Below are 21488 nucleotides of genomic sequence, written 5' to 3'. Positions count from 1 at the left end.
GACGCGCACGACAGCCGATCGTGAACATGTGCACGATTTTTTTGAATTGTTTATTTTTTCAGCGCTGAAAGTCGCCCATACTCCCCTCTACTGAGGGGGATACATCACCGCCCGAATTTGGGAGCATCAGAGCGGAATGTTCAGTTTTTCCAACGCGTTGCCGATCACCACAGAAGTCGCGCAAAACGACAAGAACCAATACAGCGACAGCGGCATCAGGCCGCAACACGCCGACAGCAAGGGAGCGCACCCTCAGCCGTCGCAATACGCACCGGGGGCCATCATGCTGCAACGTCTATCGGATGACGCAGAGTTTCATCGACTCGTCGACACCCTCTACGAGGCGGTACTCGAGCCCGCGCAGATGCCGATTGCGCTGGCCCTGCTCTCCGTCTATGCCGGCGCGGAAAGCGCGCACTATTTCGTGTGGGACAAGCATGCCGGCGCGCCGCGCCATGGCGTGTCATCCGGCTGGTGCCAGCAGTGCCCGCATGCCGGCCGCTGCCAGGATTTCTGCCAGGACGCTCGACTGCACGTGAGCGCTGCGACGGAGCCATCCTCCGCGGCGGCTGTCACGCTCATCGATACGCCCGACCTGCAGGTGGTGATGCGCCTGCGCACCCGCGAAGGCGAATCCGAGCTCAGCGCCAGCGAACGCGAAACGCGCCTGCAGCGCGTGCTGCCGCATCTTCAGCGCGCGGCCCGCATGCAGCAGCGCAATCTCGAGCTCAACGAACTTGCCGCGCTTGGCATGGCGGGGCTCGACACGCTCGACTTTGGCGTGATGGTCATCGAGCGCACCATGCGCGTGAAGTACGCGAATGCCTGGGCTCGCACGATGACGGCCGAAGACGATAGGTTGTCGCTCGATGGAGGCATGTTGCGGTCCGAAGACCACATCCATAACACGGCGCTGCGCAACCTGATCGAGCATGCTGCGGGCTCGATCGGCGTGCAGGGCGCGGCAGGCTCGTGGATGTACCTGGCTCGCGATGGGCGGCCGGTGCCGTTCATTGCGACGCCCCTGGCGCCGTCCGACGCACTGCGCTCGGCGTGGGCGTCGCCGCTGGCGCTCGTGCTGGTCGGCAACTCCGAGGCCCGCTCCGTCATGGATGCCGGCGTGCTGGCGTCGCTCTTCGGGCTCACGAACAAGGAGTGCATCGTCGCAGCGCGACTGGCGGCGGGCGAGACGCTGCAGGAGATCGCCGAACACGAGTTTCTCTCGCTGCATACGGTGCGGGTGCATATCCGCGACATCCTGCGCAAGACGGGCACGCATCGCCAGTCGGAGCTCGTGCGGCTGCTGCACCTGCTGCCGAGCGTCGACCTTGAGCGCGCGGGTGCCGCCACGGTCACCACCGCGCGTCGTCGCGGCCGGCTGAACGCCTGACGCCGATCCGGCAGCGCGAAGCCATTCGCGTATACCCCTGTCACGTTTTCGGCGGTCGTGCCGATGCATGAGAACAGGCGTGGCGTCGCCGTGCCCGCATGATGCGATGCCGTCACGGCGGATTCTCCCGACGCATTCTGTGAATAGCGCGCAACAAACATCTTTCTTCGCGGGCTGAAACGGCACGCGTTTGCGCTATCCTCGCCGCCAAACAAGACTAGGCGTGGATCGGGGCCGCGCCGAACGCGCTCGCATGCATAACGATTTCCATATTGCGCTGCTGCTGTTTGCGTGGGTCAGCACGGGGCTGACCACGTTTGCCGCATTGGACGCTGCGACACGCCTGCCGGGGGGCTCGACGGTCGCGAAACGCCGCAACTGGCGCATAGCCTGTGCGGCCATTCTTGGCATCGGATTGTGGTCCGGGCTGTGGCTTGCCATGCTCGGCCTGCATCGCCAGGTCAGCCTGCCGCTGGCCGCGCCCTTCGCCGCCACGCTGACGACGGCACTGGCCGCCGCGGTGGCCGCATTTTCGATCGTGCTGGCCGACGCTGCGCCGGCCAACGCGCCGCAACCGATGCATCGTCGCAACATCGCCATGGGCACCGTGGCGCTGGCCGCCGGGCTTCTTGTCATCGAGCTGTACCTGACGCGGCCGTGGGTCTACGACACCGGGTCGCTCGCGCGCCGCGTGTTCGGCTGGGGCGGCAGCACGATCGTGCTGGGAGCGGGCGCTTGCCTGGCGATGTGCATGGCGTTTCACGGACCGCCGTCGCGGCGGCGGGGGGCAGTGGGGCTGCGCGCGGAGGCGGCGGCCGTACTGGCCACCTCCGCCATGGTGTCGCTGGCGGCGTGGCCTTCGGCGGCCTGGCCCGCAGACGAGTCGATGGCGCATGCCGTGCCGATCATCATGGTCAGCGCCGGCGGCGTACTGCTGGCGCTGGGCCTTCATGCGGCGCTCATCATGCTGGAGACCCGCATCGATTCCGCGCAGGCACATCTTGCGGCCTCGCTTGCACGCGTGGCGAGCCAGTCGCCCACACCGCAACATCACGATGCACTCACGGGCCTGCCCAACCGGCTGTATCTGCGTGACGCGCTGGACGCCGCGATCCTGTCTTCCACCCGGCGCGGGCGGCCGTTCGCGCTGTTCTACCTGGATCTCGACCACTTCGGCCACATCAACGAACAGCACGGCCGCAGCGCGGGCGACCGCGTCCTTCAGATCATCGCAGAGCGCCTGCGCCAGGCCATGCGGGGCGAAGACATCGTCGCACGGCTCGGCGGCGATGAATTCGGCATCCTGGTCGAAGGCCTGGCGCTGCCCGAAGCCGCCGCCACCATCGGCGACAAGCTGCTGTTCCGCCTGCGTGAATCGGTGGAAATCGACGGCCGGCGCGTGCGCGCAACGGCCAGCATCGGCGTGGTGATCCACCCGCACAACGGTGCGACCGCCGATGCGCTGCTCGAGCACGCCGACACTGCCATGTTCGATTGCAAGCAAAGCACCGGCAACGCCTACCGCTTCTACGAGCCGCGGCTGAACACGACGGCCCACCGTGTGCTGCAGATCCAGCGCGCACTGTCCCACGCGGCGCTCAATGGGCAGCTCTCGGTGTACTACCAGCCCAAGTTCGACGCGCGCACGCACGCCATGACAGGCGCTGAAGCCCTGCTGCGCTGGAACCACCCGGAGCTGGGCCCGGTGTCGCCGGCCGAGTTCATTCCGCTGGCCGAACGCACCGGCATGATTGTCGAACTCGGCGACTGGGTGATCGAAGAAGTCTGCCGCCAGATCATGCATTGGGACGCGTCGGGCCTCGCGCCGCAGCGCATCGCCGTGAACCTGTCGCCCACCCAGTTCCAGCAGCCCGACCTGGTGCCGCGGCTGTCGCAGATCCTGCACCGCTACCAGGTCGATGCGCACCGGCTGATGTTCGAGATCACCGAGACCGCAGCCATGCGCGATGCCGGCCAGAGCATTGCGGCGATCCGGCAGATCCAGTCGCTCGGTTTCGAGGTGGCCATCGACGACTTCGGGACCGGATATTCCAGCCTCAGTTACTTGCAGCGCTTTCGCGCGCAGCAGATCAAGATCGACCGTGCCTTCGTCAGCGCGCTCGACGAAAACCCGTCCGAGGCGGCGGCCATCATTCGTGCCATTTGCGCGATGGCCCATTCTCTCGACATGACCGTCGTCGCCGAAGGCGTGGAAACCGACGCACAGATGCAGGCGCTGGTGAAACTGCAATGCGACCAGGTGCAGGGCTTTTTCCTCGCCCGCCCCTTACCGGCCAAGGAATTCCAGACGCGACTCGCCCCCGAGTACGCGTGAAATCGGACGGCCAAAAAATGCGCCATTTTGATGCATGGACGCATTTTCCCTTTCAGAAGCCTTTCACGCGCGAATGTGGAAAGCACCGGTCCAGCGTTTGATACGCCTGCCCGGGCAATGAAGCCATCACATAAAAAGGATGGTCCTCACAGTGTGGAGGCCCAAGGCGTAGGGCTTGGCGGCCTACGGGAACATCGACACTGAGGTTTACATTTCGGACGGCCACGTAAATGCCCATGGCACGATGATTTGCGCAAAAATACCCTCCCGAAAAATGCGCCTCATTGGCCTATGGACTTAACAGAATTTATTTCTCCCTTGCGAAGTCGTTATAATGCCGTGGGCTACGGGGAGCGTGCCCATGTTTCAATTGCAACGTAGAGGAATCCATAATGCCGACTTACAAGGAAATCGTTCAGAAGATCTCTGAACTGCAGCGTCAAGCCGATGAACTTCGGGCAAATGAGCAGGCGGCGGTGATCGCTGAAATCAAGCAGAAGATCGCGGAGTACGGCCTGACCGCCGAAGACCTCGGTTTTGGCGCCAAGGGTGGCGTGGCCTCGAAGAAGGCCGGCCGCAAGGTGCCCGTGCGCTACCGCGACAACAATGGCAACACCTGGACCGGCCGCGGCAAGCGTCCGGGCTGGCTGGTCAAGGAACTCTCGGCCGGCCGCAAGATGGAGGATTTCCTCATCGCCTGACCCGGCAGAAGCCTTACCTCCGAGACAGCACAAAGAGGCGTCCGGAAACCACAAAAGAAAAGGCCGGCAAACTCTGCCGGCCTTTTTCATTCCCGCGCGCTGGCGGGCCTGGGCCCCGCTGCGCTAGACCTGGAAGCGCCCCACGGCCGTGCGCAGCAACTGCGCCTGCTCCTCCAGCGAGAGCGCCGCTGCGGCCGCCTGCTCCACCAGCGCCGCATTCTGCTGTGTCACTTCGTCCATCTGGTTGACCGCCTGGTTGACCTGCTCGATACCCGAGCTCTGCTCGTCCGACGCGGCCGAGATTTCGCCCATGATGTCCGTCACGCGCTTGACGGCGGTCACCACTTCTTCGATGACCACGCCGGCCTCCTGCACGAGCGCGGCTCCGTTCTGCACGCGCCCGACCGAGTCGCCGATCAACTCCTTGATCTCCTTGGCCGCGCCTGCCGAACGCTGAGCCAGGCTGCGCACCTCGCCGGCCACCACCGCAAAGCCGCGCCCCTGTTCCCCGGCACGGGCGGCTTCCACCGCCGCGTTCAGCGCAAGGATGTTGGTCTGGAAGGCAATGCCTTCGATCACACCGATGATGTCGGCGATCTTCTTGCTGCTTTCGTTGATGCCCGACATGGTTTCGACCACGCGCCCGACCACCTCGCCGCCCTTGACGGCGATGTCCGAGGCGTTGACGGCCAGGGCACTCGCCTGACGTGCGTTGTCGGCGTTCTGCTTCACGATCGAGGTGAGCTCTTCCATGCTGGACGCGGTTTCCTCCAGCGACGACGCCTGCTGCTCCGTACGCTGCGAAAGATCGGCGTTGCCGGCGGCGATCTGCTTGGTGGCGCTGGCGATGGAATCGGCGGAGTTCTTGATGTTGCTGATCGTGCCCGTCAGCTCGCGCTGCATCTGCGCCATGGCGTACAGCATGCTGTCGCGGTCGTCCGGACGGGTCTGAGGGATGGCCGGGATTCGTAAAAAATCCGCCACATCCGATCTAAGGTGCTGATTTGAAAAGAAAATAGGTCATAGGATCAAGCGGTGGAGCGCGCCTCTATGGATTCAAGGGGCAACGTACACTTCAAAAACATACACCTTCGCAATTGGCCGTACGGCCACCGACCCTGCTCTCAGTGAGCCACACTGGTATCACCTGACGCCTGCGGTGCACGTTCCAGGGTGTCCGCCGAAATCAGTTTGCGCCCATACAGCATTCCCGGCACCAGCACGCTGGTTATCGAAACAAGACGCGCATACGAGCGACAAATTGAACGCATTCTTTGAGAAGATAGACTCCGATCTTTTGAAGAACACTGGCGTGCATGACCGATTTGACAAGAACGCTCATTGAGCGATGGAAAGCTGACAGGGACGGGACATATCAGACGTGGTTTCTCTGGCCGGAGCGCCTCAAGAACTTCCGCTCCATTCGGCGCGGCATCGGCGCGGTCGTCAATGAGATTCAAGCTGGGACATTCGGCAACGCCTATCGCGGGTCCCCCCTCGAAACCGTGGTCTCCTCGATTGCAGAGCAGCGCCAGATCTTCAAGGGGGCGGACCATGCCTTCCTCTGGAAGCCCAAACTGCGCATCCCGGACATCTATGAGAATGCCGATCATCAGCGAGCGTTCGCCAGGCTGCTGCATACGTGCAATTGCTGCGACACCGAACAAGAACTGGTTCAAGCGATTCAGCAGTTGAACCAACACGGCATCAAGGGGCTGGGCCCGGCCGTCGCCAACCTGCTGTACTTCATTCACCCGACGCTGGCGGTTCCCTTCAACACCGCGATCGTCAACGGATACAACGCGCTGACGGGTTCTCGCGTCAAGCTCGGGAAATGGGACCACTACCTGGCCATGCGCGAGGGTGTGCTGTCCCTGAATGGTCGCTACCGCGACCTCCTGTCCAACGATTTGGGCGCAGTTGCCGGACTGCTGTTCGATATCGGAATGGAGCGCTATCCGGCGCCGCCGCGAGAAGGCGATGCTGCCACGATCGCTGAGTGGGAGAGCAATCTGGCCAAGGCGCGCGAGGAAGCGGCCTCCTTCGCCAAACAACTTCAGGCGGGACGAACCGACGATGCCTCCCATACAGAGGTGCAAGGCTGGTTGCGCGATCTCGGCAAGGCACTGGGCTTCGCAGTATGGGTGGCAACCAACGACCGTAGCCGCCCTTACAACGGCGGCGTGCTCAGCGATGGCTGCCTGGCAACGTTGCCGAACTCGCTGTTGGTAGCGGGTGCCGACACCGTGCCCCTTATCGACGTCGTTTGGCTGAACGCTGCTTCGCTGGAGGTGGAAGCCGCCTTCGAGGTCGAACACACCACTTCGATCTACTCAGGCATCGTGCGACTGCTTGATTTAGCCCTGGGCACAGAACAGCCGGCGAAGAAACACCTGTTCCTGGTTGCGCCGGATGGACGAGAGGCCGACGTGCGCGCTCAACTTGCACGCCCCGCCTTCAGCCGCGTATCGGAACTTGGCATCCGATATGTGCCCTACACCAGCCTCACCGAGCACCGGGAAACCATGGCCCGGTTCGGCGCAGGTATCAAGCCGATTGAAGCCATCGCCAAAACGCTCTGACCGGTGGCACGATTGCGGGTGCCAAGGAGACGGTCACACCCCATCAGCTGTATGCGCGGAACACGGTGGCCTGTCCGTCCAATCCGATCAGCAGGACGTTGTATGGCATGCGCCGATTACCGTATGCCGGCCCATCCATGCCAGGGGCGCCGAGCGGCATGCTGGGGACCGCCAGCCCGATCGCTTTCGGGCGCTCCTGCAGCAGACGCTTGATTTCGCGTGCCGGAACATGGCCTTCCAGCGCATAGTCCTGCACGATGCCCGTGTGACAAGAGGCATAGCGCTCTGGCATGCCAGCCTTTCGCCTGGCTTCCACCGTTTCCTCGACGTCATGTGCAACCACGTCGAACCCGTTGTCCCGCAAGTGGGCAAGCCAATCCTTGCAGCAGCCGCAACCCGGCGTTTTCCACACCTGGATCACGGGTTTCGATCCGGCCTTTTGCGCCAGGGCTACGGCAGGCAGCAGTAACAGACCTGCAATCAGGGACCGTCTTGTCGCGGACACGGGCTTGGCAGTCGGCGATTTCATCATCATGGTTCCTCCGGCAAACAGGTAAGCAGTATCAGGTTCCAGGCGGCGAAAGCACACCAAGCCAAGCGACCAACGCCAAAATCAGTATGGCAAGGCTGGTTTCCATGACCAGACTGCGGCGCAGTGCTATCACCGCGTGGACGTGGTCTGCGGCCCTAACCGCCGCCGCAAGCCGTGGGCTCAGCCGATAACGATTGGCTGCGGCCAGTCCGAGCATCAGCGCGAACAAAGCCAGCTTGATCAACAATAAGCGCCCGTATGGCGTGGTGAACAACCCGTTAATCGTCGGCCCAACGATCAAAAAATAGTTGAACGTCCCTGTCGCAAACAGCGTGGCAACAATCAGCGTCCCAAGACGCGCGAAGCCATTGGATGTGTGACTAAGGATTTCCACCGTTTCCGATGAGGCCGCTTGTCTTGTCGACGCCAGCAGCACAAACGCTGCCAATGCGCCAACCCAGGCGCCCGCGGCCAAAACGTGCGCGATATCAAATGTGAGATGAAGGTATCCCTTCACACCGTCGTCCATCGCCCCATGCCCGGCCCAAGTGACCGTTAGCAGAGCCACCGCACCCAGCCCGGCGCACACGCCGAAGTGAGGCGCTGGGTGCTTCCGCAAACGCGCAACGGCGACCAAGCATCCGGCCAGGGCCACCAATCGCGCCATCCAGGCCAGGCCAACCGCGGTGGTGGTCAGCATCATGCTGAAGACATGGCTGGTGAGTTCAGCGTACTCGGTGGCCCCCGTCATCGCCTTGGCCATGACAACGAAGCTCCAGAGCGACAGCACGATGCCCAATGCGGCAGTGACTCCGACGGCACGGACGTATCGGCGCGCAATCGCCGTGGCCCGGTGATCGGGTCGCAACGCCTGGACCCCGAACAGCGAGACCCCGAAAAGGATCGTCAAGTCCAGGTACAGCCCAAAGCGCAGGGCGATATTGAGCCAATCGTCCGCCATGGCCTTACTTCACCTTGAACGTGAAATTCCCCGTCATCGGGTGGGTATCCGACGAGACCGCGCGCCACTCCACCTTGTACGTCCCGGTCGTCAGCGGTTGTGCGGGCGTGATGACCATCGTCTTGGCGTCGTCGCCGGCGGAGACTTTTGCGCCAACCTTCATCGGGTTATGCCCCGACATGCCGGGCATCTCCGTCATGACGAGATTGGCCCCGGAGAATTGTGTCGTGAGGGTCTCCGAGAACTTCAGCTCGATCTTCGTCGGCGCAGTCACTTCCGCCTGATCGGCGGGCGTCGAAGAGACCAGTTTGGGATGCGCGAACGCGGCCGAAGCCAGAAGCGCCAAGGACGTGCCAATGATGGCCTTGGTGGCAAAACGAGACGTGAACATAGAAACACCCTTGTGGTTGGGAGTTGAGAAAACTAGAACCAGAGGCGCACACCCGCAACAAAACGGGTGTCGCCGCGGCGCCCACCGGCCGCTTCGATCATGTTGGCGGTACCGCCAAATGCCTGACTGCGTTCGACGCCGATATAGGGCGCAAACTGGCGGCTGAACTCATAGCGCAGCCGCAAGCCCACCGTCGCGTTGGAAAGCCCGCTGCCAACGGCGAGATCGGGATCGCGCTTGCCATAGAAGTTGGCTTCGATGCGCGGCTGCAGGATCAGCCGCTGGGTCAGCAACAGCTCGTATTCGCTGGACAGACGCAATGCCGTGCGTCCACTATTGCCCACATAGGCGGTGGCCTCGACATCGAACCAGTATGGAGCCAGACCTTGCACGCCGAAGGCCACCCAGTTGCGTGTGGGTCGGCCGAAACCCGTGTCATTCCGCACACCGAGCTGGGTATCCCAGAACGTTGTGACGGCATGGCTCCACAGCAACTCGGTGCGCGCCTCTTCGAAGCGCCCCTTTGAGACATCGCCTTCGGCTTTTAGGACCGCTTTGTTGTACACGCTGCCGAACCGGGCTTGCAATTCGTAGGCGGTTGCATTGGCATCGTTACCGTGCACCCACTCCAGCCGGTCAACCAGCACTGAGCCAAAGTTGTGCGCGTCCGCCATCATCATCATGTGGCGGGGATCGCCCAGTGCGTATTTGCCGGTGCCGAGCTGGTATCCGCCCGAGTAAGCATCGGGATCGCGTGCGTCGGGCGGCGCCGAACCATCCTGCATCTTCATGCTGCCGTGGTCCATGCCTTGCATCGAGCCGTGGTCCATCCCCTGCATTGAGCTGCCAGTATTCTGAGCGCCAGATTGGGACGCCGGGGTTGTCTCCCCGTTCATCAGTTGGATTTCCTGGGCCGAGGCAACGCCGATGCCGGCGGCAGCCAGCGCCACAGTCAACAGTGTTCTTACGTGCTTGTGCATGATCAATCCGCTGTGAAAGTCGAGCATCAGACCACCACCACTTCGCGGAACATACCCGCATCCATGTGCAACATCAGGTGGCAATGCCAGGCCCAGCGACCCAGCGCGTCCGCTGTGACGAGAAAGCTGATCCGTTGGGCGGGCTGGACGGGGATGGTATGCCGGCGCGCGAGGAACGTACCGTCCGGCGCTTCCAGTTCGCTCCACATACCATGCAGGTGCATGGGGTGCGTCATCATCGTGTCGTTGTGGAGGATGACGCGCAGCCGTTCGCCATAACGGAAGTGCACAGGTGTCGATTTGCCGAACTCCACGCCGTCGAACGACCACGTGTAGCGCTCCATGTTGCCGGTGAGGTGCAGTTCCACCTCGCGCTCCGGACCGCGCTTATCCATCGGACCGCCGATGGTATGCATGTCGGCGAGCACCAGAACGCGGCGCCCGTTGTTGCGCAGACCGACGCCGGGATCGTCCAGGTTGGTGCGCGCCATGTCGACGTGCATATCGGTGCTCGGACCGTATTCCGTGCGCGCGTGCCGTGCTGTCTTGCTCGGCACCTTCAAGCTGTTAGCCGCTCCGCCGGATTCCGCATGCTGGCTGTGGTCCATCATCTGCATGCCGCCGGAGTCCATCATGGTCATGCCAGTGTCGTCCATCATCTGCATGTCGCCATGATCCATACCGGGCATGCCGCCGTGGTTCATACCGGACATCGCACCATGGTCCATGCCCGACATGCCACCGTGGCTCATGCCACCCATACCGCCCATGTCACCCATCATGTCAGCCATGGACAGCCATTCCACCTTGTCGAGCGCAGGCACTGCAGCCTGCAAGCCCCGGCAGACAGCCAGCGTGCCACGTGCATAACCAGTACGGTCCATCGACTGCGAGAAGATGGTGTAGGCGTCGTCCTTGGGCGCGACCAGCACATCGCAAGTCTCGCCGGGGCCGAAGCGGAATTCGTCCACCGTGACCGGCTCGATGTTCTGCCCATCGACCTGAACCACCTTGAGTTTCAGCCCCGGGATGCGCACGTCGTAGAACGTGTTGCCGGAGCCGTTAATGAAGCGCAACCGCACAGTCTCGCCCGGCGTAAACAGGCCCGTCCAATTGCCGGCCGGCGTGACGCCGTTGGTCAGATAGGTGAGCGTTGCACTGGAGAGATCGGCCAGATCGGTCGGGTTCATGCGCATCTGGTTCCACATGGCCCGCTTTTCCATGGCCGCCTTCCAGCCATCGTTGGAAACGTCGCGGAAGAAGTCCACCACCGTAGGCTGGTGGTAGTTGTAGTAGTCGCCCTGCGTCTTGAGCTTGGAGAGGACGCGCATCGGATCTTCGTCGGTCCAGTCCGACAGCAGCACGCTGTAATCGCGGTCGGCCCGGATCGCGTCACCGCCGGCGGCATCGATGATGAGGGCGCCATAGACCCCGGTCATCTCCTGGAAGCCCGAATGCGAGTGGTACCAGTAGCTGCCGCTTTGTCGCACCTTGAAGCGGTAGGTAAAGGTCTCGCCGGGCGGAATGCCGTGGAAGCTGATGCCCGGTACGCCATCCATCTCGAACGGCAGGACAATGCCGTGCCAGTGGATTGACGTCGGCTCGCGCAGGCGATTGGTCACGCGCAAGGTGACGGTGTCACCCTCGCGCCAGCGCAGCGTGGGCCCCGGGAGCATGCCATTGATGGTCGTGGCCATAGCCGGCTTGCCCGTGAAGTTGACCGGCGTCTCGTCGATCACCAAGTCGAATTCGGTGCCGCGCAGCACTGGTGCGGTCCCCAGCGCGGTGGACGCAGCGGATGCCGCCGAAGTGAAACCACCCAGGCCCAAACCGGCGATGACACCGCCGGCAGCCAAACCTTGCACAAACCGCCGCCGCGGCAGGTTCGGTAGCACGAGGCCGGATGCACGATTGCTGCGCATGATCGAGATTTCCTTAACAAAATGTCCGACTCTGAAAGGTGGGTGCAGGCTACCCAGCGCCAGGCTACCCCGACCTGACTGAAACATTACAAATCCGTCATCTTGGTGTGATGCCGCCTGCAGCGCGGTACTCTACAGCCCATAAATCATAGGAAGTGATTCAGGCGCGATATGAAACTGTTGGTCGTCGAGGACGAGCCCAAAACCGGAGAGTATCTGCAGCAAGGCCTGACCGAAGCCGGCTTTGTGGTCGATCTGGCACGCAACGGTACTGACGGCCGCCATCTGGCCATGTCGGGCGACTACGACTTGCTGTTGCTGGACGTGATGCTGCCTGACGTGGATGGCTGGCAGATCGTCCAATCGTTGCGCGCTGCGGAACAGGCGGTGCCGGTGTTGTTCTTGACCGCCCGCGACAGCGTGGCCGACCGCGTCAAAGGCCTTGAAATGGGCGCCGACGACTACTTGGTGAAGCCATTCGCGTTTGCTGAGTTGCTAGCCCGGGTCCGCACGCTGCTGCGCCGGGGAACCGGTGCCGTCTCGTCCGACCGAATCCAAGTGGCCGACCTTGTGCTGGATTTGGCTCGCCGTCGTGCCTCACGCGGAGGCCAGAAGATCCCGCTGACGAGCAAGGAGTTCTCCCTGCTGGAGCTGCTGGTCCGCCGCCGTGGCGAGGTCTTGCCTCGCTCCCTGATCGCCTCGCAGGTCTGGGACATGAACTTCGACAGTGATACCAATGTGATCGACGTCGCCATTCGCCGGTTGCGCGCCAAGATCGACGACCACTTCGAGCCGAAGCTGATCCAAACGGTACGCGGCATGGGTTATGTACTGGAAGCGCCCGAGGACGCGGCCTGATGGGGCAGTTCTCCCTGACCACTCGGCTCACCGCGTATTTCTCGCTGTGTTCGGCAGCCGTCTTGCTGGGCCTGGGCGTGGTGATTGCGCTGGCCATGGATCAGCACTTTGCGGTGGAGGACTACACCGCGCTGCGCGAGAACGTCAGCGTCATTGAAAAGATTGTCGAATCGAGTCCCGCCGAACAGGTCCCCGAACGCATCCGCGAGGCAATCCAACATCGCACCGATCTCGTAGCTCGTATCCAGGGTTCGGACGGGCACATGCTGTACGTAACCCAGGATTTCGATTTTCAAGCGGCAACGCAAGCGCTGGCGCAGTTGCGGCATACCAGCGAAACCCTCGTTTGGGCGCAAGGCGGTCAGCAATATCGGGGCATGCACGCGGCCATCCCACTGCGAGATGGATCATCGGGCGAGCTTGATGTCCTGCTGGGGATCAACACGGACATTCACGCCCACTTCCTCCACACCTTCCGCGGGACGCTCGCTTTCTATATCGCCGTCGCAGCGCTGGCCACGGGCCTATTCGGCTGGTGGGCTGCACGCCGAGGCCTGGCGCCTTTGCGCACCATGGCCTCGCGGGCGCGCACGGTGACTGCCGACAAGCTCGATGAACGCATGCCTGTTGATACCGTGCCAGTCGAAGTGGCGGACCTTGCCGCGACCCTGAACGGCATGTTGGAGCGCCTGCAGAACGATTTCCGCCGCTTGTCGGACTTCTCGACCGACATCGCCCATGAACTGCGTACGCCTATCACGAACCTGCTCACGCAGACGGAGGTCGTGCTATCCCAGCCGCGCGAGGGCACGAAGTATCGCGATGTGCTGACCTCCAATGCGGAGGAACTGCAGCGCCTGGCACGCATGGTGTCCGACATGCTGTACCTCGCCAAGATGGAGCACAGCCTGACGCTGCCAAGCGCCGAAGACATCCGCATCGCTGACGAAATCCGCGCGTTGTTCGATTTCTATGACGCGCTTGCAGAAGACAAGGCTGTCCTGCTCGAAACGCGGGGCGATGGACACGTCACAGGAGACCGGCTCATGCTGCGCCGTGCGTTGAGCAACCTGCTCTCCAACGCCATCCGGCACACCCCGCGACATGGCCGCGTGGTCGTCTCGGTCAGTGATGATCGCGACGGCATGACGGTTTCGGTAGACAACGACGGCAGCGAGATCGCGCCGCAGCTGCTGCCATTTATCTTCGAGCGCTTTTTCCGGGCGGACAAATCGCGCGCGCGGCCCGAGTCGGAAAGTGCCGGCCTTGGCTTGGCCATCACCAAAGCGATCGTTGCGGCGCACGGCGGCACCATCACCGTTGCGCGCATTGACGGGCGCACACGGTTCTCTATCCGCCTACCGCGTTGCATCGATGCCGCAATATTGTCTGTATAGTTCTTTGCACACTGCGGCGACTACTGCCAAGCCGGGCTTGGCGGGCATTTTGGGTCGCAAACCGAAACAGCCGCCGGTTTCGCGCGCCACTCCGATGGACTCAAACGATGAGGATCGGCGCTTCATCGTACTCGGAATACGATCCTGCCATTGACAGGATGCCCATCGGATGAGACCGCTTGCCAGTCAACGCGATAGGAACCAGCCATGAGAGGTTGAGTCGGCTGAATAACGACCGTCTTGGCGTCTCCGCCACGCGATACTTCAGCCGGAATCTTCATCGGCCCGTGAAGCGCCCGGCCCGGCAGCCACGCCATAACTAGATTACCTCCCGAAGGCGGGAATACAAGTTCCTCTGAAAATCTCAATTCGATTCGCTTTGGGGCGGCCACTTCAGAATTGTTCGCTGGTCTCGATGAAACCAGCTTTGGATGGCCGAGAGCGATCTCGCTCAGAATCGCGAACAGGACGGTGACTGAGCCTCGCAATGCGCGGCGACTTGCGGACATGGCGCACCTCCGTTTCTTGGGAATGTGCATTTAGCTTAAGTCGTTGCACACGGAGCCTGTTGATGCAGGTCAGACCACCCACGAGCAACTAGCGTGCGATGAGATGGTAATCGGTGTCCCAAAACAGCACGATATGGCAATGCGTACCGAAGTTGTTGGTGCGCGCGGTAGCGCCCGCTGGGTGATGTCACGACGCATAGAGGTGTACGGGTTCGGCACCGGCTCGACACCGTCCACCAGAGGCTAGTTCTAGACCACTTTGCTGTGGCGCTGCTACGTTGGTGATTTGCTGCCCAATGCGATCCGGCACACCCCCGCGACATGGCCTTGTGGTCGTCGTGGCGCACGCGCGTCTCCACGTGCCGACCGCATTCCGCCGAGAGCGCGAACACTTCGGTTCACCATGGGCCACTGGCGGAAAGCGCACATGACCGCCACATGGCGGTCCGATTACGGTTCGGACAGATCTGGCCATTTGCGACTCAACGTGCCCCGCCTCTTTGGCACAAGGCGCCGTCCTTGCTTTCTCGTGGGTGCGCATGCCATGTCGGTACGCCAACCACCCAGGAGAACGACGATGTCTCACCAAACCTATCAAGAATGTCTCGACGCCTGTAACGCGTGTCAGGTCACATGCTTGCACTGTGCTGTGGCTTGCCTCAACGAGCCAAGCCCGGCGGAACTTGCCGACTGTATTCGCCTGGATCTCGATTGCGCGGAGTTGTGCCAGACTGCCGTTGGTTATATGGCACGCGGCAGCAGCCAAGCCAAAGCCGTTTGCGTATTATGCGCAACCATCTGTCAGAAATGCGGCGCAGAGTGCGCGAAGCATGCACACGACCACTGTCAAACTTGCGCACGTGCGTGTGAGGAATGCGCGCAAGCCTGTCGAGCTATGCAATAACGGCTTTGAACCCCAGTTCAATTGGAAGGAGCAAATGGCGCTGATAGGTCACATCCGCCGTCACGTGTTACACCATCCACGAATTGCCGGTTCGGTGCGCTGCCATTGGAAAGCGGCCTCAAAAGCACAATGCGCGCACATAGCACGAGGAATTTTCATTGTTGTTCATGCGCCCCGCCCTTCCCTCGTCTGCCTTTCTCCTTCTGCTTGAAAGCTGCGCTGCTCTGGCTGACGTTCAGCCTGCCGCGCCGCGCCCCACCAACGCAGTGCAGCCACACTACCAAGCAGCAACACAGCCGCCGCTGCCCAAAATGGAGCGAACGTATTCCATCCAAACAGGGTACCGGCACTCACCGAACCTAGTGCCTGCCCCAGGTTGCCTGCGGCTGCCTGCCTTGCCAACAGCGACCCAGCGAAACTACGGTCACCTTCCAGCAACTCATAAGACAGCACCGGTCCAATCATGCCGACGCCGGTAGCCACCACGGCGATTAGCAGCCCAAGCGCGGCGGCATCGGGCACCAGTGCGGCAAAGCCCAGTGCCACCGCTGAGCCGGCAAATGCGCCGGCAACCCAGCGATGGTCGATATGCTTGCGCACTGCCGGAAGCAGCAGCAAAGCCTGCGCGGCGAGCATCGCCAGGCTGCACGTGACAAACATCACCGCAATCATCGAGTTGGGTAGGCGCAGTGTCTGGCCACCAAACAGGCTGAAGCCGACTTCGAAGGTACCTGCGGCAAAGGACGCCAGCAGGGCTAACAGCATCGATACAGCAACGAAGCGCTTGCGCTGCCGGGTCATCTGCACCGAGCCGCTGTCGAGCAAGATCGGCTTGGTCGTGCTCAGGCAGCGGCGAACCGCCAACAGAAGTGGCAGTCCGACCGATGCGACCACCAACGCGGGCCAGTTGACCATACTGGGCATCTGGCCTGCAGGCATGCCCATCAGCGGCCCGGCAAGCCAACTACCGAACGCGGGGCCCGCGAGAAAGCCAACGAACGATGCACTACCGATCAGCACAAAGCGCCGACTCCTGTCCTCGGTATTGCTGATGTCGGTCACATAGGCCTGGGCACCGGGCACGATAGCCGCTGCCCCCGCCCCGGCGATCAATCGACCGCCATAGATCGCCATGAGACTGGGTATTAGCGCGACCATCGCGGTTCCCAGCACAAACATAGCGAAGCCGGTAGTCAGCGCCGCCGCCCGCCCACGATGATCCGACTGGCGGCCCCACCACGGCGCAAAGATGAACAGCGCGAGCGTGTAGATTCCTCCCAGCATGCCAACGTGCCACGCCAGCGTTTGCCGCGTCGCACCAGGCAGGTACTGCGCCAGATACAACTGCAGCAACGGCAGCCCGACTCCATAGCCGAGAGAGACAACAAATACCAGAGCAAGCAGCACGACCAACGCTGGCCTGACGGCCCGCGCATCGAGGGGTGCGGGAGTGGCGGACGATTGATTAAGCATGATGCCTTCAGCCCGCGCCGTGAGCGGCCACCGGAGCGGTCACGCCGTTGTGGACCGTCGCCGCGCTTGCGCGTCGGATTCCAGTCAGCCGGGTTCGCTTGAGCATTAGCGCGTTAATCGCCACTAGCGCAGAGCTGCCCGACATGGTAATCGCCGCCACCTCGGGGCTGATCGTGAATGGGTAGAGTACGCCGGCCGCCAACGGGAACGCCACTACGTTATAGGCGACCGCCCACCACAGGTTCTGATGCATCTTTCGCAAGGTCGCGCGGGACAGTTCAATCGCACCGACCACATCCAGCGGATCGCTTTTCATCAGGACCACATCGGCACTCTCCATCGCGACATCGGTGCCCGCACCGATCGCGAAGCCCACGTCGGCTTGCGTCAGCGCCGGAGCATCATTGACGCCATCGCCCACCATGCCGACCTTCTTGCCCTGCCCCTGCAGTTCCTTGACCTTTGCGGCCTTGTCGCCCGGCAGCACGTCGGCCAGCACGATGTCGATGCCCAATTCCTTCGCAATGCGCTCAGCGGTCGAACGGTTGTCACCGGTTAGCATTGCGACCTGCACCCCGCGGCCATGCAGTGCCTTGATCGTCTCGGCCGAAGACGGCCTCACTGCGTCGGCGATCGCGATCAAACCGATCAGGCGACCGCCGTGTGCGACGTGCACCACGGTGCGGCCTTGGCCCTGCAGACGGTCGGCATCTGCCTTGAGCGCGCCAAGGTCAACGCCATTGGCCTCCATCAACCGCCGATTACCGAGCAGGGCCAGCCGACCGGCCACCACCGCCTGCGTGCCCTGCCCATCGATGTTGGTGAAATCCGTCACCGCTTCGGAGGCCAGTGCGCCGGCACGCTTGAGGATCGCGACCGCAAGCGGGTGTTCGGAGAGCTTTTCGACCGAGCCTGAAACGCGCAGCAGGTCGTCTGGCGTTACGTCCCGGGCCACCGCTATATCGACCACTTCCGGCTCGCCAAGCGTCAGGGTGCCGGTCTTGTCGAAGATCACCACATTTAGCCGTGTCGCGTCCTCCAGCGCCGCAGCATTCTTGAACAAGATGCCGTTCATCGCGCCCAGGCCGGTACCCACCATCACCGCCATCGGCGTCGCCAACCCCAGTGCATCTGGGCAGGCAATCACAAACACCGTGATCGTGAGTGTCAGTGCCAGCAGTACCGGCTGCCCGAGCACGAAGTACCAGACAGCGAAAGTGGCCACACCGATCAGGAAGGCGATCACGACCAGCCATTGTGAGGCCTGGTCGGCCAGCAACTGCGCTGGCGCTTTGGAATTCTGCGCCTCCTGCACCAGTTTGACGATCTGCGCCAACGCGGTGTCGGCACCCACCTTGGTCGCACGATAACGGAAGCTGCCGCTCTTGTTGATCGTCGCGCCAATCACCTTGTCGCCCACCATCTTCTTCACCGGCATCGACTCGCCGGTGAGCATCGATTCGTCCACCTGAGAACCGCCCTCGAGCACCTCGCCGTCAACCGGAATCTTGTCGCCAGGACGCACCAGGACGATGTCGTCGAGCAGCACTTCGGCGGTCGCCACAGTCACTTCCTTGCCGGCGCGCAAGACAGTGGCCTTTGGCGGGGCCAAATCCATCAGCGCGCGGATGGCTTCCGACGCTCCTGCGCGCGCGCGCATCTCCAGCCAGTGGCCCAGCAGAATGAACACCAGCAACACCGACACAGCCTCATAGAACTGCGCACCGCCGAAAATGAAGGTGCTGCCGACACTGAAGACGTAGCCGGTGCCGACGCTCAGCACCACCAACACCGCCATGTTGAGCACGCCATTGCGCAACGCACGCGCGGCGGCGACGAAGAACGGCCACGCGGGGTAGATCACCGCAGCGGTGGCGAGCAGGAACAGCCACAGCCCCAAATCCAGGCCGAACGGTGGCTTCAGCTTGATGAAATCCATGCCCATCGGGGCATACAGGAAGATCGGCACCGTAAACGCCAGGCAGACCCAGAAACGGTTGCGCATGTCGCGCGCCATCCCCTTGGCATCCATACCGGGGCCATGGCCCATCTCGTGGGCCATTGCATCCATGCCACCGTGAGCCATCGCGGCGTGGTCGTGCGCGACGGGCGCCTCCGCTGTGGCCGGCCCACCAGCGGCATGTACGTGCCGCTCAGGATGCTCGTGCTGAATATGGCCGTGCGCGTGTGCCGGCGCCACAGCATGCTCCATCGGCCCGCACATGTGCCGGGGCAACATTTCGCCCGCACAGTGGTACCCGCAGTCCTGGATTGCCGCCCGGATGCGTTCCGGATCAATGCGCCCCTGGTCGTACGTCACCGTGGCCGATCCGGCCACCGCGTTGACCGAGACATGCTCAATGCCCGGCATCTGCGCTAGGTGCTTTTCGACGCCGCGCGCTGCCAGCGGCGATAGTAGCCCTGCCACCTCGAATGTGTTGGTTGTGCTCATGAGGGAATCCGTTGTTGGGGAATCGAACGCAGTGCGATGAAGTGCAGTGCGACAGCGCCACTCAGCAGCGCGGCGAAGAAGCACCACACCGAAATGAACCAATGGGCATAGAAAACGTAGGCGGTGAACGAAGCGGCCAGCGTGAGCGCCCCGAACACCTTGACCCAAACATGGCTGGAGAGCAACAGGCTCACCGTCGTGGAAAGCAGGTACAGCGTCATCGACGCGACAATGTAGAAATGCGGGGACTGGTAGTCCACATGGCCTGCCATCGGGCGCGCCTGAATCGGGTTGACCACCAGGCTGTACAACAGGTATGCACCCACAGCCAGACCCATAACCACAAAGGCCAACAACCCTCGGCGGCGCGGACCCCGGGGCTCTAGCAGCCATGCCGCTAAGGGGACGTACACCGGCCACAGTACGTGGGAGAAAAATGAGTACACCTGCGTAGCAACAAAGTTAAGCCAAGCGGGGCCACCAAAACTGAGCCAGACCACCCCCTCGACAAGCTGCTGGATCGCAAACAGCAATGGGATGGCGGCATAAGGGCGCTCCGCCGGGCAGCGCGCCATACGCAGCGTCACGGTGCCGATTGCCAGCAGTAGCGTGCCGGAGCCAAAGCTGGCCGTCGCGGAAAAGCACATAGCGCTAGTTCCCCCAATCCCAATGCGGTCGACTGCGGTACAGATCACGCCGTGTCATCGGCACAGGCCATTTACCCGGGTGGCGATTGGACGCCAGGATTTGATAGATGCCGGAGCCACCGGCCTCGAACTCCAACGCGCAGGCCGCCATGTACAGGCGCCAGACGCGATAGGCGGCTTCTCCAACTTCAGCGATCGCCGCATCGCGCTGAGCCTCCAGGCGATGCACCCAGTGCCGTAAGGTCATCGCGTAGTGCGGGCGCAGTCCCTCGACGTCATGGATCTCAAAGCCCGCGCGCTCCATGCCGAGTTGGATGTTGCTGATGCAATCAAGCTCGCCGTCGGGAAATACATAGCGATTGATGAACTCGGTGGCAGCTGTCTTGTTCCACCCTTCCTCGTCGTGCGTGATGCCGTGGTTCAAGAATAGGCCGCCCGGCTTGAGCATCCGACGCACCACCGCATAGTAGGCCGGCAGGTTGCGCAGGCCGACGTGCTCGAACATCCCGATGCTGGAAACCTTGTCGTAGACACCCTCGCCTTCCAGATCACGGTAATCGCGCAACTCCACCGTGACGCGATCCTGTAACCCTTCGATCCGAATGCGCTCGCGGGCGTATTCGAGCTGTCGCTCGCTTAGGGTGATGCCGTGGGCGTGCACACCGTGCTCGCGCGCGGCCCAACATACGAGCGCCCCCCAGCCGCAGCCGATATCCAGCAGCCGTTCGCCGGGCCGCAGGCGCAGCTTGCGGCAAACGTGCTCAAGCTTGTTGCGCTGCGCCGTGTCCAGCGAATCGGAGGGCTGCTCGAAGTAGGCGCAGGAGTACACCCGCTCCTCGTCCAGCCACAACCCATAGAACTTGTTGGACACGTCATAGTGGAACGAGATCGCGGCGCGATCGCTGTGGCGCGAATGCCGGTGCGCGAAGCGCCGGGCGACCCGGGATGCGAAGCCCGCATCCGGTTTGATCTCACCCAGGTCCGGAGCGGGCAGCATTAACGCGTCCTTTAACAGCGCGAGCTTGTCGCGCCACGACAACTGGATCGACTCGAAATGGTTCTTCAACCGGAGCGCGCCGTACAGGTCTCCCTCGATGTCGAGCACGCCCCGAAAGTACGCGTCAGCCAATAAAAGGGGACTGCGCGCCACCACCAACTGACGCAACAGGCTGGGGTCCCGCACCACCAACGTGAAATCGACCGCCGTATCGTGCCCGTGCAGCGTGTCGTTCCACAGCCGCAGTGCGGGCGGCTTCTCCATCCCAGCGAGCAACCGACGCAGGATGCGTAGCGCCGGCTCGGTGTCGGTCGAAGGAACGCTGCCAATAAATGCCTTGGTGCTGTTCATCTCTTGCCCTCCCGTTGGGTTGATGGCTCGTCGCGGTCCTCTCCGCCAATTGACACGATGAAGCGCCAACCCGACATCGGAATCGCGGCTTTGCAAAATCCGGCCA

The 21488-nt window shown here is 62.5% G+C and carries 17 protein-coding genes and 1 pseudogene; 7 read left to right on the top strand and 11 right to left on the bottom strand.

Annotation, left to right across the window (positions count from 1 at the left end; genetic code table 11):
• The first annotated feature begins 136 nt into the window (after positions 1-136).
• The 3 genes from A6M56_RS00990 to A6M56_RS00980 all read left to right on the top strand — a co-directional run bounded on the left by A6M56_RS00990 (position 137) and on the right by A6M56_RS00980 (position 4426).
• Positions 137-1390, top strand: coding sequence for a helix-turn-helix transcriptional regulator (locus A6M56_RS00990; RefSeq protein ID WP_045220005.1), 1254 nt, complete (start codon positions 137-139; stop codon positions 1388-1390).
• 253 nt (positions 1391-1643) lie between these two features.
• Positions 1644-3725 carry a putative bifunctional diguanylate cyclase/phosphodiesterase gene (locus tag A6M56_RS00985; protein WP_062739602.1) on the top strand — a complete coding sequence of 694 codons (2082 nt, stop codon included), beginning with the start codon at positions 1644-1646 and terminating at the stop codon, positions 3723-3725.
• A gap of 392 nt (positions 3726-4117) precedes the next feature.
• Complete coding sequence (locus A6M56_RS00980; protein WP_045220001.1) at positions 4118-4426, top strand: H-NS histone family protein; 309 nt, start codon at positions 4118-4120, stop codon at positions 4424-4426.
• A gap of 123 nt (positions 4427-4549) precedes the next feature.
• Here the strand turns inward: A6M56_RS00980 and A6M56_RS00975 are convergent.
• Positions 4550-5377 (bottom strand): annotated as a pseudogene (locus A6M56_RS00975) (methyl-accepting chemotaxis protein); the annotation flags it as partial.
• Positions 5378-5742: 365 nt separating this feature from the next.
• Between A6M56_RS00975 and A6M56_RS00970 the strand changes: the two are divergent.
• A complete protein-coding gene (locus tag A6M56_RS00970) occupies positions 5743-7008 on the top strand; it encodes a type II restriction enzyme NmeDI-related protein (RefSeq protein ID WP_009241683.1) in 1266 nt (421 codons plus the stop codon).
• A 43-nt stretch (positions 7009-7051) separates the two neighbouring features.
• Here the strand turns inward: A6M56_RS00970 and A6M56_RS00965 are convergent, their stop codons facing one another.
• The 5 genes from A6M56_RS00965 to A6M56_RS00945 are packed head-to-tail and all read right to left on the bottom strand — an operon-like array spanning position 7052 to position 11794.
• Positions 7052-7540: a DUF411 domain-containing protein gene (locus A6M56_RS00965; RefSeq protein ID WP_021197391.1), complete on the bottom strand. Its 489-nt coding sequence runs from the start codon at positions 7538-7540 to the stop codon at positions 7052-7054.
• 31 nt (positions 7541-7571) lie between these two features.
• Positions 7572-8501 carry a copper homeostasis membrane protein CopD gene (copD, locus tag A6M56_RS00960; protein WP_009241685.1) on the bottom strand — a complete coding sequence of 310 codons (930 nt, stop codon included), beginning with the start codon at positions 8499-8501 and terminating at the stop codon, positions 7572-7574.
• A 4-nt stretch (positions 8502-8505) separates the two neighbouring features.
• Positions 8506-8892 (bottom strand): copper homeostasis periplasmic binding protein CopC, encoded by a 387-nt coding sequence (gene copC / locus A6M56_RS00955; protein WP_009241686.1) that lies wholly within the window; start codon positions 8890-8892, stop codon positions 8506-8508.
• Positions 8893-8924: 32 nt separating this feature from the next.
• Positions 8925-9899: a copper resistance protein B gene (locus A6M56_RS00950; protein WP_009241687.1), complete on the bottom strand. Its 975-nt coding sequence runs from the start codon at positions 9897-9899 to the stop codon at positions 8925-8927.
• Positions 9899-11794 (bottom strand): copper resistance system multicopper oxidase, encoded by a 1896-nt coding sequence (locus tag A6M56_RS00945; protein WP_009241688.1) that lies wholly within the window; start codon positions 11792-11794, stop codon positions 9899-9901. Before A6M56_RS00945 ends, A6M56_RS00950 begins: the two co-directional genes overlap by 1 nt.
• Positions 11795-11965: 171 nt before the next feature.
• On the opposite strand from A6M56_RS00945, the gene A6M56_RS00940 reads away from it, so the two are divergent.
• Both A6M56_RS00940 and A6M56_RS00935 read left to right on the top strand, forming a co-directional pair.
• Positions 11966-12652: a heavy metal response regulator transcription factor gene (locus A6M56_RS00940; protein WP_012435757.1), complete on the top strand. Its 687-nt coding sequence runs from the start codon at positions 11966-11968 to the stop codon at positions 12650-12652.
• Positions 12652-14049: a heavy metal sensor histidine kinase gene (locus A6M56_RS00935; protein WP_009241690.1), complete on the top strand. Its 1398-nt coding sequence runs from the start codon at positions 12652-12654 to the stop codon at positions 14047-14049. Before A6M56_RS00940 ends, A6M56_RS00935 begins: the two co-directional genes overlap by 1 nt.
• A gap of 122 nt (positions 14050-14171) precedes the next feature.
• Here the strand turns inward: A6M56_RS00935 and copC (A6M56_RS00930) are convergent, their stop codons facing one another.
• On the bottom strand, positions 14172-14558 hold the full coding sequence (gene copC / locus A6M56_RS00930) for a copper homeostasis periplasmic binding protein CopC (protein ID WP_009277764.1): 387 nt from the start codon (positions 14556-14558) through the stop codon (positions 14172-14174).
• A gap of 577 nt (positions 14559-15135) precedes the next feature.
• Between copC (A6M56_RS00930) and A6M56_RS00925 the strand changes: the two genes are divergently transcribed.
• Positions 15136-15462 carry a four-helix bundle copper-binding protein gene (locus A6M56_RS00925; protein ID WP_012435756.1) on the top strand — a complete coding sequence of 109 codons (327 nt, stop codon included), beginning with the start codon at positions 15136-15138 and terminating at the stop codon, positions 15460-15462.
• Between the two features lie 165 nt (positions 15463-15627).
• Here the strand turns inward: A6M56_RS00925 and A6M56_RS00920 are convergent, their stop codons facing one another.
• Genes A6M56_RS00920 through A6M56_RS00905 form a run of 4 tightly spaced genes read right to left on the bottom strand, consistent with a single transcriptional unit; the run spans position 15628 to position 21382 of the window.
• The gene (locus A6M56_RS00920; RefSeq protein WP_004635140.1) at positions 15628-16935 is read right to left on the bottom strand and encodes an MFS transporter; all 1308 of its coding nucleotides are present in this window, start codon (positions 16933-16935) and stop codon (positions 15628-15630) included.
• Between the two features lie 7 nt (positions 16936-16942).
• The gene (locus A6M56_RS00915; protein WP_004635142.1) at positions 16943-19387 is read right to left on the bottom strand and encodes a heavy metal translocating P-type ATPase; all 2445 of its coding nucleotides are present in this window, start codon (positions 19385-19387) and stop codon (positions 16943-16945) included.
• Positions 19384-20034, bottom strand: coding sequence for a DUF6629 family protein (locus A6M56_RS00910; protein ID WP_004635145.1), 651 nt, complete (start codon positions 20032-20034; stop codon positions 19384-19386). Before A6M56_RS00910 ends, A6M56_RS00915 begins: the two co-directional genes overlap by 4 nt.
• A 4-nt stretch (positions 20035-20038) precedes the next feature.
• Positions 20039-21382 carry a class I SAM-dependent methyltransferase gene (locus A6M56_RS00905; protein ID WP_009241691.1) on the bottom strand — a complete coding sequence of 448 codons (1344 nt, stop codon included), beginning with the start codon at positions 21380-21382 and terminating at the stop codon, positions 20039-20041.
• Between the last annotated feature and the right edge of the window lie 106 nt (positions 21383-21488).

The organism is Ralstonia sp. RL (assembly GCF_001683835.1).
Taxonomy (GTDB): Bacteria; Pseudomonadota; Gammaproteobacteria; order Burkholderiales; family Burkholderiaceae; genus Ralstonia; species Ralstonia mannitolilytica.
Note: the sequence above shows the minus strand (reverse complement) of the source record. Positions and strands in the feature narration are given on the sequence as shown.

Bases quoted from the DNA above. Each gene is read 5' to 3' on its own strand.
- A6M56_RS00990 (WP_045220005.1), top strand. From the start codon at position 137: ATGTTCAGTTTTTCCAACGCGTTGCCGATCACCACAGAAGTCGCGCAA.
- A6M56_RS00985 (WP_062739602.1), top strand. From the start codon at position 1,644: ATGCATAACGATTTCCATATTGCGCTGCTGCTGTTTGCGTGGGTCAGC.
- A6M56_RS00980 (WP_045220001.1), top strand. From the start codon at position 4,118: ATGCCGACTTACAAGGAAATCGTTCAGAAGATCTCTGAACTGCAGCGT.
- A6M56_RS00970 (WP_009241683.1), top strand. From the start codon at position 5,743: ATGACCGATTTGACAAGAACGCTCATTGAGCGATGGAAAGCTGACAGG.
- A6M56_RS00965 (WP_021197391.1), bottom strand. From the start codon at position 7,540: ATGATGAAATCGCCGACTGCCAAGCCCGTGTCCGCGACAAGACGGTCC.
- copD (WP_009241685.1), bottom strand. From the start codon at position 8,501: ATGGCGGACGATTGGCTCAATATCGCCCTGCGCTTTGGGCTGTACCTG.
- copC (WP_009241686.1), bottom strand. From the start codon at position 8,892: ATGTTCACGTCTCGTTTTGCCACCAAGGCCATCATTGGCACGTCCTTG.
- A6M56_RS00950 (WP_009241687.1), bottom strand. From the start codon at position 9,899: ATGCTCGACTTTCACAGCGGATTGATCATGCACAAGCACGTAAGAACA.
- A6M56_RS00945 (WP_009241688.1), bottom strand. From the start codon at position 11,794: ATGCGCAGCAATCGTGCATCCGGCCTCGTGCTACCGAACCTGCCGCGG.
- A6M56_RS00940 (WP_012435757.1), top strand. From the start codon at position 11,966: ATGAAACTGTTGGTCGTCGAGGACGAGCCCAAAACCGGAGAGTATCTG.
- A6M56_RS00935 (WP_009241690.1), top strand. From the start codon at position 12,652: ATGGGGCAGTTCTCCCTGACCACTCGGCTCACCGCGTATTTCTCGCTG.
- copC (WP_009277764.1), bottom strand. From the start codon at position 14,558: ATGTCCGCAAGTCGCCGCGCATTGCGAGGCTCAGTCACCGTCCTGTTC.
- A6M56_RS00925 (WP_012435756.1), top strand. From the start codon at position 15,136: ATGTCTCACCAAACCTATCAAGAATGTCTCGACGCCTGTAACGCGTGT.
- A6M56_RS00920 (WP_004635140.1), bottom strand. From the start codon at position 16,935: ATGCTTAATCAATCGTCCGCCACTCCCGCACCCCTCGATGCGCGGGCC.
- A6M56_RS00915 (WP_004635142.1), bottom strand. From the start codon at position 19,387: ATGAGCACAACCAACACATTCGAGGTGGCAGGGCTACTATCGCCGCTG.
- A6M56_RS00910 (WP_004635145.1), bottom strand. From the start codon at position 20,034: ATGTGCTTTTCCGCGACGGCCAGCTTTGGCTCCGGCACGCTACTGCTG.
- A6M56_RS00905 (WP_009241691.1), bottom strand. From the start codon at position 21,382: ATGAACAGCACCAAGGCATTTATTGGCAGCGTTCCTTCGACCGACACC.